Source organism: Sphingomonas sp. (genome assembly GCF_017745215.1).
Lineage (GTDB): Bacteria > Pseudomonadota > Alphaproteobacteria > Sphingomonadales > Sphingomonadaceae > Sphingomonas.
The window spans coordinates 235,199-246,471 of sequence record NZ_JAGHZV010000005.1; the positions used below are offsets into that span (position 1 = coordinate 235,199).

At 68.9% G+C, this 11,273-nt stretch carries 9 protein-coding genes; 8 read left to right on the top strand and 1 reads right to left on the bottom strand.

Annotated elements, in window-relative coordinates:
- The first annotated feature begins 60 nt into the window (after window positions 1-60).
- The 4 genes from J7495_RS07440 to J7495_RS07455 all read left to right on the top strand — a co-directional run bounded on the left by J7495_RS07440 (window position 61) and on the right by J7495_RS07455 (window position 6,069).
- Entirely contained in the window at window positions 61-1,533 is a 1,473-nt protein-coding gene (locus tag J7495_RS07440) for an efflux transporter outer membrane subunit (protein ID WP_294055836.1), read from the top strand.
- Entirely contained in the window at window positions 1,526-2,674 is a 1,149-nt protein-coding gene (locus J7495_RS07445) for an HlyD family efflux transporter periplasmic adaptor subunit (protein WP_294055837.1), read from the top strand. The genes J7495_RS07440 and J7495_RS07445 overlap by 8 nt, the downstream gene beginning before the upstream one ends.
- Before the next feature lie 11 nt (window positions 2,675-2,685).
- Entirely contained in the window at window positions 2,686-4,218 is a 1,533-nt protein-coding gene (locus J7495_RS07450) for a DHA2 family efflux MFS transporter permease subunit (RefSeq protein WP_294055838.1), read from the top strand.
- A gap of 195 nt (window positions 4,219-4,413) precedes the next feature.
- Window positions 4,414-6,069, top strand: a complete 1,656-nt coding sequence (locus J7495_RS07455) for a hypothetical protein (protein WP_294055839.1) — start codon at window positions 4,414-4,416, stop codon at window positions 6,067-6,069.
- A gap of 10 nt (window positions 6,070-6,079) precedes the next feature.
- Here the strand turns inward: J7495_RS07455 and J7495_RS07460 are convergent, their stop codons facing one another.
- On the bottom strand, window positions 6,080-7,711 hold the full coding sequence (locus tag J7495_RS07460; protein WP_294055840.1) for an FAD-binding protein: 1,632 nt from the start codon (window positions 7,709-7,711) through the stop codon (window positions 6,080-6,082).
- A gap of 208 nt (window positions 7,712-7,919) precedes the next feature.
- On the opposite strand from J7495_RS07460, the gene J7495_RS07465 reads away from it, so the two are divergent.
- Genes J7495_RS07465 through J7495_RS07480 form a run of 4 tightly spaced genes read left to right on the top strand, consistent with a single transcriptional unit; the run spans window position 7,920 to window position 10,993 of the window.
- Window positions 7,920-8,975: a hypothetical protein gene (locus J7495_RS07465; RefSeq protein WP_294055841.1), complete on the top strand. Its 1,056-nt coding sequence runs from the start codon at window positions 7,920-7,922 to the stop codon at window positions 8,973-8,975.
- A gap of 24 nt (window positions 8,976-8,999) precedes the next feature.
- Window positions 9,000-9,275 (top strand): hypothetical protein, encoded by a 276-nt coding sequence (locus J7495_RS07470; protein WP_294055842.1) that lies wholly within the window; start codon window positions 9,000-9,002, stop codon window positions 9,273-9,275.
- 35 nt (window positions 9,276-9,310) lie between these two features.
- A complete protein-coding gene (locus tag J7495_RS07475; protein ID WP_294055843.1) occupies window positions 9,311-10,579 on the top strand; it encodes a patatin-like phospholipase family protein in 1,269 nt (422 codons plus the stop codon).
- An 18-nt stretch (window positions 10,580-10,597) separates the two neighbouring features.
- Window positions 10,598-10,993, top strand: coding sequence for a hypothetical protein (locus J7495_RS07480; protein WP_294055844.1), 396 nt, complete (start codon window positions 10,598-10,600; stop codon window positions 10,991-10,993).
- Window positions 10,994-11,273: the final 280 nt, after the last annotated feature.

Here is an 11,273-nt window from a genome sequence, read left to right on the forward strand (position 1 = left end):
TGACAAGGGATCGCCAGGCGCCCATCTGCGTTGCCGTACCAGACAGTACGGTATAAAAAGATGACATACCCCCGCTACCGCCCCCTGTTCCTCGCCACTCTTGCTGCCGGCACGCTGCTCTCGGCCTGTGCCCCGGTGCCGAACCTCGGCGCCCGCCCGGAGGTGCGCGCCGCCTCGAGCTATGCCGCGGACCAGTCGCTCGCCCCTCGCGCGGTCGCCGCCGCCTGGCCCGCCACCGACTGGTGGTCGGCCTATGGCGATCCCCAGCTCAGCGCGCTGATCGCCGAGGGCCTCGCCGATTCGCCCGATCTCGCCGCCGCCGCCGCGCGGCTCCGCTCGGCGCAGGGCTATGCGCAGCAGGCCGGCGCGGCGCTGCTCCCTTCGGTGACTGCCCAGGGCGGCGCGAACGAATCGAAGCAGAGCTACAACAACGGCATCCCCGCCGCCTTCGTGCCGCACGGCTGGAACGACAGCGGCCAGCTCGCCGCGAGCCTCAGCTTCGACCTCGACCTCTGGGGCAAGAACCGCGCCGCGCTCGCCGCCGCCACCTCGGATGCCGAGGCGGCGCGGATCGAGCTCGAACAGTCGCGGCTCGTGCTCTCCACCAACATCGCCAGCGCCTATGCCGATCTCGCGCGCCTCGGCGCCGAGCGCGCGGTTCAGGCCAAGGCGCTCGAGCTCCGGCTCGAGACGCAGAAGCTCGTCGGCGATCGCGTGACCAACGGGCTCGATACCCAGGCCGAGCTCAAGCAGTCGGACGCCGCCGTCCCCGCCGCGCGCGCCGACTTGGCCGCGACCGACGAAGCGATCGGCCTCACGCGCAACCGCATCGCCGCGCTGCTCGGCAAGGGCCCCGACCGCGGCCTCGCGATCGCCCTCCCCGCCCGCCCCGCCCAGGCGCACGACCTGCCCGCCGGCGTCACCACCGATCTGATCGGCCGCCGCCCCGACATCGCCGCCGCCCGCGCCCGCGTCGAGGCTGCCGCGAACCGCATCAAGGTCGCCCGCGCCGACTTCTACCCTTCCGTCAACCTCACGGCGCTGGTCGGCCTCCAGGCGCTCGGGCTCGACAATCTGTTCAAGGGCGGCTCGACCTATGGCCAGGTCGGCCCGGCGGTGAGCCTGCCGATCTTCCGCGGCGGCCAGCTCGCCGGCCAATACAAGGGCGCGCGCGCCGCATACGACGAAGCGGTCGCTACCTATGACTCGACCGTCACCACCGCCTTCCGCGAAGTCGCCGATGCGATGACGAGCCGCCAGGCGCTGGAGACCCGCCTCTCGGAGAGCCGGCAGGCGCTGGCCTCGTCCGAGGCCGCCTATTCGATCGCCAGGCAACGCTATGAAGGCGGCCTGTCGACCTTCCTGGATGTTCTGACCGCCGAGGAGAGGGTGTTGCAGAACCGCCAGATCGTCGCCGACCTCGAGGCGCGGGCGTTCACGCTCGACGTCCAGCTGGTCCGCGCGCTCGGCGGAGGCTTTTCCACCAACACCGCGGCCGACGCTGCCGTTCTCAAGGACCCGACCCATGGCTGACGCCGATCCCGCCTTCCCCACGACGAACGCCCAGGAAGTGGCGGCCAAGCCCAACACGCTGCGCAGGCGGCTGCTAACCGGCATCGGCGCCGCGGTGCTCATCGCCGGCGTCGGCTACGGCGGCTGGTACGCGCTGGTCGGCAGCCATTACATCAGCACCGACAACGCCTATGTCGGCGCCGACAGCGCCAGCGTGACGCCGATGCTCGCCGCGCAGGTGACCACCGTCGCGGTCTCGGACACCCAGCAGGTGCGCAAGGGCGACATGCTCGTCCAGCTCGACGACCGGGACGCGCGCGTGGCGCTCGCCCAGGCCGAGGCCGAGCTCGCCAAGGCCCGCCGGCAGTACGGCCAGACCTCGGCGACCAGCGCCGCGCTCGCCGCGCAGGTCCAGGCGCGCGACGCCGATATCGCGCGCGCCCGCGCCCAGCTCGTTTCCGCGCAGGCCGATTACGAGAAGGCCCGCGTCGACCTCGCCCGCCGCCAGCGCCTCGCCCCCAATGGCGCGGTGTCGGGCGAGGAGCTGACCACCGCCGCCAACGCCTTCGCGTCGGCCAAGGCCAATCTCGACCTCGCGCGCGCCGGCGTCGCCCAGGCTGCGTCCACCCGCGGTGCCGCCACCGGAGAGCTCGCCGCGAACAATGCGCTGATCAGCGGCACCAATGCCAACAGCGCGCCCGAGGTGCTCGCCGCCCAGGCCAAGGTCGTCGCGGCCAAGCTCGACCTCGAGCGCACCGTGATCCGCGCGCCGATCGACGGCGTCATCACCCGCCGCAACGTCCAGGTCGGCCAGCGCGTCGCCCCGGGCGCGCAGCTGATGCTGATCGTCCCCGTCGCCCAGCTCTATGTCGACGCCAACTTCAAGGAAGGCCAGCTCGCCAAGGTCCAGGTCGGCCAGCCGGTGACGCTCAAGTCCGACCTTTACGGCGGCAGCGTCGAGTACCACGGCAAGGTCGTCGGCCTTTCGGGCGGCACCGGCTCGTCCTTCGCGCTGATCCCCGCGCAGAATGCCACGGGCAACTGGATCAAGGTGGTCCAGCGCCTCCCCGTCCGCGTCGCGCTCGACCCCAGGGAGCTCCAGGCGCACCCGCTGCGCGTGGGCCTGTCGATGGACGCCGAGATCGACATCTCGAAGAACTGAGGACACCTCCGATGACCGGCAGCAAGGCCGAGACGATGGCGCCCCTCACCGGGGTCCCGCTCATCCTCGCGGGCGTCGTGCTCGCGCTCACCAACTTCATGGTGGTGCTCGACACCACCATCGCCAACGTCTCGGTGCCGCATATCTCGGGGAGCCTCGGCATCTCGGGCAGCCAGGGGACGTGGATCATCACCTCCTATGCCGTCGCCGAGGCGGTGTGCGTGCCGCTGACCGGCTGGCTCGCCGGCCGCTTCGGCACGGTGCGCACCTTCACCTTCGGGATGATCGGCTTCGGCGTCTTCTCGACGCTGTGCGGCCTGTCCACCTCGCTCGGCATGCTCGTCGCCTGCCGGATCGGCCAGGGGCTGTGCGGCGGCCCGCTGATGCCGCTCTCGCAGACGCTGCTCATGCGCATCTTCAAGCCCGAGCAGCGCGCCCAGGCGATGGGCGTCTGGGCGATGACCACCGTCGTCGCGCCGATCCTCGGCCCGATCCTCGGCGGCACCATCTCGGACAGCTGGTCGTGGCACTGGATCTTCTTCATCAACATTCCCGTCGCCGCGCTCTGCGCCTTCGGGGCGATGCGCCTGCTCGCGCGCGTCGAGACGCCCACCGAGCAGCTCCGCGTCGACCGCGTCGGGCTGATGCTGATGCTGCTCTGGATCGGCGCGCTGCAGATCATGCTCGACCTCGGCCGCGAGCATGACTGGTTCAACGACGGCACGATCGTGTCGCTCGCGGTGGTCGCCGTCATCGGTCTCCTCGTCTTCCTCGCCTGGGAAGGCACCGAGGCGCAGCCGATCGTCGACCTGCGCGTGTTCCGCCACCGCGGCTTCACCGTCTCGGTCCTGTCGCTGTCCTTCGCCTTCGCAACCTTCTTCTCCTCGGCGGTGATCATCCCGCAGTGGCTGCAGCTCAACATGGGCTACACCGCCACCGATGCCGGCTATGCCACCGCCTTCACCGGCGTGGCGGCGGTGATCATGTCGCCGATCGTCGCCAAGCTCTCGACCAAGGTCGACCCGCGCCTGCTGGTCTGCTTCGGCATCCTCTGGCTCGGCTTCACGTCGCTGCTCCGCGTCCATTGGAACAGCCAGGCGGACTTCTGGTCGCTCGCCTTCCCGCAGATGCTGCAGGGTTTCGGCATGCCCTTCTTCTTCATCCCGCTGACCACGCTCGCGCTCGCCTCGGTCGATCCGCGCGAAGTGGCGTCGGCGGCGGGCGTGATGAGCTTCCTGCGCACCATGGCGGGCGCGATCGGCACCTCGGTCTCGACGACGATGTGGGACGATCAGTCGCGCATCGCCCGCAGCGAGATCGTCGCCCGGCTCAACACCGACGGCACGGCGGACAGCCTCACCGCGCAGGGCTTCTCGCTCGATCAGGTCCGCGCGATCGTCGCCCAGCTGGTCGACAAGGAGGCGTCGTCGCTGGCGACGAGCCACGTCTTCCTGCTTTCGGCCTTCGTCTTCGTGGCTGCGGCGATGATCATCTGGCTGACCCCGCGGCCCAGGCGCGCGGTGGGGCCGGGCGCGGCGCATTGAACCGCCTCCTGCCGGCAATTGGCCGAAAATCAAAACTGTTGCGCAAATAAATATAAACGACCTAAGAATTGCCGGGGCACTGTCGCCATAAGCTGTTTCCGTCGAGATTAGATGGTGGCGATGACGAGCGGCAAGTACAGGCTGCGATTATTGGGAAGCTTTGCGCTGTTCTCGGCCGATGGCGCGCGCATTTCATTGACCAGCAAGCGCGCCTGCGCCTTGCTGGCGCTCCTTGCAATGACTCCCAGCGGCGAGCGGGCGCGGGTCTGGCTCCAGTCGATGCTGTGGGGCAGCCGCGGGATCGAGCAGGCGCAAGCGAGCCTGCGCCGCGAATTGTCGAGCCTGGTCCAGACGCTCGACGCCAGCGGCGCGCCGGCGCTCATCACCCGCAACGCGTCGCATGTCGTTCTCGATCTCGATCGGATCGACGTCGACGCGCTGGCGATCACGCCGCGGCTCGATCGCGACGTGACTTTGTTCCCGGTGTTCCTGGAAGGCTTCGACCTGCCGGGCTGCGACGAGTTCGAGGACTGGCTCCGGACGCAGCGTCGCCGGATCGAGGAAGTCTGCCTCACCGTGATCGAGCCCCCGCTCGCCGGTTCGGTCACCCCGCAGGCGCTGCTCGGCGGCCCCCTGCCGCCGCGCAGCGACCTCGTCGTCGCCCGGCCGCCGCCGCTGGTGCCCAAGCCCTCGATCGCGGTCCTGCCGTTCAGCGCGGGCGACACCTCGAACCGGGACGCCGTCGAGCGCGGGCTGATGCTCGCCGAAGCGATCAGCATGAGCCTCGCCAGCTATCCGCACATCTTCGTCGTATCGACCAGTTCCGCGGCGATGCTGCTGGAGCGCGGGCAATTGCCCGGCGAGATCGCCGTCACGCTCGGTGTCCAGTATCTGCTCGAGGGGACGCTGGCCGAAGGCGAGGACGCCATGCGCGTCAGCGTGCGCATCGTCGACGGGGCCAATGGCATCCAGCGCTGGGCGAGCAGCTTCCGGCACCCGCATGGCGACGCGCTGGCGCTCCATGACGAGATCGCGCAGGCGATCACGCCGCAAATCTGGACGCGGATAGACCAGGCGGAGCGCCACCGCGGCCTCTCCCGCCCCGCGCGGATGGATAACAGCTACCACCTCTACTGGCGTGCGAACGCGCTGCTCCATCAGTGGACGAGCGCCTCGATCCGCGAAGCGCTGGTGCTCACCGAGGATCTGGTGGCGCACGAAAGCGAGAGCGGATGGGCGGCGTCGCTCTGCGCCTTCTGCAATGCCGCGGCATTCTCCACGGGCTGGACGGCGAATCCCGAGGCTGCCCGGCGGACGGCGATGCTCCAATACCAGAACGCGCTGCGGCTCGAGCCCGACAACGTCGAGGTGATGGGCTATTGCGCGGGTACGCTCGCGCTCACGGGTGGCGACCTGCGCATCGCCGACCATCTCGTCGATCGCGCGCTCAGCCTGTTCCCCGCCTATCAGCCGTCGCTGTTCTGGGGCGGTTGGGTCGATCTCGCCAGCGATCGCCCTGCCCGCGCGAGCGAACGGTTCGAGCTGTCGCTGCGCATCAATCCGGTCTCCGGCGTCCGGGCCCATGCGATCACGGGGATCGGGCTCGCGCGGCTGATGATGGGCGAGATCGACGAGGCCTATGCGCTGCTGTTCGAAGCACACATCCACATCCCCCAATACGCCCTCACCATGGCCGGGCTCTACATGGCGGCACGGCTGAAAGGAGAGACGTCGGTCGCCGCCACCATCGCCACGCGGCTGCGGCGGAGCGGCGACCTCGACCGCGTCTTCGCGCTCTTTCCCAGCCCGATGCATCGCGCGATGCTGGAGGCGAGTCTCTCGCAGGGCTGACTCGCCGGCGTCATGCCAGATCATAATTGTCGACCAGCTGGTTGCGCATCGTCCGCTTGCCCTCGGGCTGGAGGAGCGCGTCGCGGGTCTTGTTCCATTGCCCGAGCGACGAGGCCGCCTCGGCCGCCGAGCCGAAATTTTCCTTCACGATCGCCGGCGCATTGCCGAGCTTTCCCCAGTGCATCGCGAACGGAAGGCCCCGCCTGTGAAAGGCGTCCTGTATCGCCTTGGCGGCCTGGAGGCTGTTCGGCGCCCCGATCTGATAGGGCAGGAGCGCGGCCGGCGATGCCCCATCGAGCTCGACGGCCACGCTTTCGGGCCAGCGCAGGTGCGCGAGCGTTCCCGCGGCGCCGGTGACGAAGCGATAGGTAAAGATGAATTGCCGCCCCGGCCCCATGTCCTTCACCGTGTCGCACATGATGTCGATCGCCCTGGAAAGCTCGCCGAAGGGGATCGCGAAGCCCGCGTTGTAGAGCATGCCGGGCCCGCCCGTCGCCTGGTCGCTCGAATGGAGCACGCTCCATTTCCGCGCGTTCGGAAGGCTTGCCTCATCCTCCAGCGCCTTGCGGACCAGCCCGATGTAGATCGCCGGAAGATCGGCTGCCGGAGCGGCGTCCGGCTCCAGCATGCCCAGCTGGGTTTGCTGCAGCACATATTGGATCACCGCGTCGGCGGGGCGTGGCGTGCGGCCCGGAACTTCGGTGTCGATCAGCGCGGTCGTCGGCGAATAGAAGATATGGACGCTTTCCTCTCCCTTCGGGTCGAAGGGGTTGAGGCTGAATTCGTAGAAGATCGGGCTGATGTCGCATCCCAGGATCTTGGCCGCCCTCGCGAAATCGCGCGCCCGGACCGCCTTGAGCCAATCGTCCCACATCGGCGCGAGCCTGAGGATGGGGACATTCTTCTGGAAGAGCCGCAGGGGCTCGAGCTCGACGATCGCGCCATTGACGATCCCCATCGCGCCGAGGTGAACGAGCGCGTCGGCGAACTTGCGGTCGTCACGGATGACCTTGTCCGCGAAGGACGTCGCCACGGTGTCTGCCAGGACCGGATTGCTCGCCCTCTCGATCCACACCGAATGACCGTCCCCGGTGATCAGGTGCAGGCCGCGCACCATGTTCTGGAGCGCTCCGTAGCCCAAGCGCGACCCGTGCGTGCCGGTCGCGATCGCGCCGGCGAGGGAGGGTCCGAGCTGGTCGCCGCTGGTGCTGATCGACAGATTATGCGCTTCGGCCCAAAGCGCGAGCGCGCGCATCGTGGTGCCGCCGCGCACCCAGGCGAGCAGGCCGGGGCGAAGCTGCGATGCCGCGTGCAGCTCGCCGGGGCGGAACGGCACGATGCCCACGAGCCCGCTGTTGTCCTCAAGGTGGCTCTCGCCAGCCAGCTTGCCGCCGCACTCGAGCTGAAGCTTGGTATTTCCGGTGAGCATGCTGAACGACCAGGCCTTGCCGATCAGTCCGCAATAAGTGCCGGAGGCGTCGGCGAGACGGAGGTGCGCGAAAAGATCGGCCGAGCTGAGGGCGAACATTTCCTGCCCCTTGGTCTTGCCGTCGGGCTGCAGCTTTCCCTTCGGGTTGAACCGGCGCTGATCGAAGACCTCGATCATGTGGGTCCCATGATAGTTGTTCCAGACCTCGGACATAAGACCTGCCTCCTTGGACGAATGCCGCAATGCTGCACGATTGCGCACGTCTTCCAAGATCGCGGCGGCTCGAAAGTCGCGAATTTCGGCTTTTTTCACGCAACGAGGACGCCGACGTAACGATCGCCGGATGATGAGATGATTTGTTCGCCGTGCACTCTCGATTTTCAGGGGAACGGCGATGGACTATTCTCGAACTCGATCCGCGATGGGCAGGTCGCCGCGCGGCCCGGCCACCGCGGCCGGCGCGCTCGCGATCGCCTTGGCGCTTTCGGGCTGCGTCACTTCGACGCTGCAGCTCGGCCGCGCCGGCACGATGGTGGAGGCCGGCAACGCCGCCACCGCCGCATCGCGGAAGACCATCGACGAGACCGCCGCCAGCTACCGGCGCTATCTCGTCGAGCTCGCCGCCTTCGATCCCAATTGCCAGGCGCTGTCGTCGACGCTCGAGATCGGTCCCGGCGCCACGGGCGGCTGCATCATCGAACAAGGCGGGCGCGGACACAAGGTGCTGGGGCCCTCGCAGGCCTATGCGAAGATCAGCCTGGCGACGATCAACGGCATGGTGGCTTATCTCGATGCGGTCGACGCCATCGCCACGCGCAAGCCGATCGACATCGCCGGAACGCTGACCGACGCGCGCGACCAGCTGGAAGGGGTGATCAGCAACATCAACGGGATCGTCGGCAGCAATTTGTCGCTGCCGGTGTCGGAAGATCAGCTCAAGAGCGCCAAGACGATCCTCGACCTGATCTCCGGTCTGATCAGCTCGGCGGATCAGGTCCGCGATCTCAGGAGGATCGAGGCCAAGCTCGACGACAACGAGTTCCGGGCCTCGCTCGATGCGCTCCGTGCCATTTCGCATGCCTGGACCGACGCGCTCGCCACGTCGCTCAAGCTCGAGGGCGCCCAGATCGACGGCGTTCGCGGCTATCAGGCGAGCGCGATGCTGGCGCTCTGCCCGCCGGGCAGCGCGTCCGATTGCCGATACACGCGCATCCCGGCGGCGGACCGCGCCGAATATCGCGCCACTGCCGATCGCTCGCTGGCGGTCACCGAGCAACTGGCCAAGGTCCAGGCGACGCGCGAACAGCTCGACAAGCTGCTCGACGCGTTCGGGGAGGCGCACGCGTCCTACCGCGCCCTGCTGTTCGATCCCCACGCCAAGCTCTCGCTGGCGGAACGGCGCCTCAAGGCCGCGGAAATCCGCAAGCGCATCCTGTCGGCGCTCAAGGGGCTGCTGGCCGTCGCCGCGCTGTTCTGAACCCTGACATCGGAGGAACCTGCCATGAACTCGACCACGCTTTCCGCTGCCTGGGCTTCGCTCGGCGACTCGCTCAGCCTCCTCTTCAACCGGCTCCCGGTCGCGGATCCGCGGCGCCAGCGCGTCAACGCCAACACGATGGCGGCATATGACGAAAGCCTGCAGGCGATGGGCCGCGACGACGATGCGTTCGAGGCCGTGCTCGGCAGGCTCGCCGGGCGCGCGTCGACCCTCGACCTCGGCAATCACGCCGCCTTCGAGGCGCTGATGGCCGAGATCGAAGGCCTGCTGGCGAACTGACTCGTCCGGCGTGCTGCGAGAGACAGGAGATGAGAATGCGCGTTTCATCGATCGCTGCCGCCGGGCTGCTTTCCCTGACGGCCGGCTGCACCGTTCCCCGGCCCGCGCCCGCGCCGGGCGCGCCGGCCTGCGCGCTTCCGGGCGTGCCGCTCCGGATCGATCTGGGCACCGGCAGTCGGCTGGGGGCGCAAGCCGAGGCGCCGGAGGACCCGATGGTTTCGATCCTCCGCAACGCCGCCGCGGCGCGTTCGGCCGGGATCGAGGCGCTCGGCCCGCCCCAGCCTCGGGCCAGCCATCTCGTTCTCAGCGGCGGCGGACAGGACGGCGCCTTCGGCTCGGGGTTCCTGGCGGGCCTGGCGCCGTTGCCGGACTATGACGTCGTGACCGGCGTCAGCACCGGCGCGCTCCAGGCGCCGCTCGCCCTGCTGGGGAACGAGGCGCCGCCCGACGACCGCCGCCTCGACGCCGCGGACGATTTCCCCGCCGACGCGAACCGACCCGGCCGGCGCAACATCGACGATCTGGTCTCGGGCTATTCGATATCGCGCGAAGGCAGCTTGTACCGGTCGCGCGGCGTGGCCGGGATCCTTCGCAAGGCGGCGTCGGGCGACCTGGCGCCGCTCAGGCGCCGCATCGGGCTGCTCATCACCGACCAGACCCTGCGCCGGCTCGCGATGCTGGACCCGAGGCGCCGAGGCCTCTTCACGCTTCTGCTGAATTGGGACACGGGCGACGCCGAGCGGATCGACATGCTGGAACTCGCCCGGCGATATGCGGGTGGCGACCGGCACGCGCGCGATTGCTTCATCGACGTGATGATCGCCGCGTCCTCCGAGCCGCTGGGCACGCCGCCGGTTCCGATCGACGATCATCTCTACGTCGATGCGGGGCTGCGTTTCGGCGTGTTCGCGGTGAATGCGATCGAGGCGGGCGCCGAGGCGGCGAGGACGTTCCGCTCGCCGCGGGCCGCGGGCACGGCTTCGTCCGCGCCGGTCATCCGCACCGACATGATCCGCAACGGCGACCTGACCGTGCCCTATTCCGCGCCTCCGCGATATTCGGCGCTGGATATCGTCGGCCGAGCCCGGAAAATCCTGGTGAACCAGGTCTATGCCTTCTCGATGCGGGACGTGCTGGCGCGCGCCGGCGACGGGCAGCAGGTGCGCTTCGCCTTCATCACCAAGGATGAAATCGCGGCGGGCCCGCCGGCGAAGGGGGTTGAATTCGATCCGGCCTACATGGCGCGGATGCTCCTGATCGGGCGCGATCGCCGGGGAGCGTGGAACGAAGTGCGGCCAAGCTAACCACCAGAGGAGGTTCACATGGAAGATACGGCTCCGAAGTACCGGATGATCGTCGCCGGCCTGCTGCTCGTCGCCTATATGGGCGTTGCGGGAATCCTGCTGTTCGAGCTCTATCATCCGGGCGACAAGCCGCCCGAATGGAGCCAGGTGCTGGTGATCTTCAATGCCGTGGGCGCTCTGGCGACGACGGCGGCGGGCGTGCTGCTCGGCGTCGAGATCCAGCAGGGCAATGTCCGCTCTGCCCAGCAAGCGAACGAGCGGCTGGCGGGCGCGCTCGCGACGAAGGACGCGGCCGCGCTGACGGCGCTCGATCGCCTCGAGACGGTGCAGTCGGGCGATCCCTCGAAGGGCGGCGACGGGATTTCGGCCGCCAGGACGGCGCTGCGAGGCGCGCTGGTCACCCCGCAACGCTGAGGCACCGGGCGCTTGATGCGCCCGGTCCGCCACCGGCGGAATTCGCACTCCGCTAAACAAAAGCAGGATCCCGCCGATCTTTCCTGATCACGCGCCGAGGGCGGCGTCAGGGGGCGGGGAAGAGATGGTAGCGATCATCACGGGCAAGGGTGCTGGGCTTAGCGGGGGCTCGGGGTCGGTGCTTGGGTCTGGGGGGTTGCTGGGGAGCGCGGTGGCGGGCCGCGGCGGGGAGAGCGTGTACGTCGATGCGGGGAGCGGGAACCTGCTCCTGTCGAGCGTG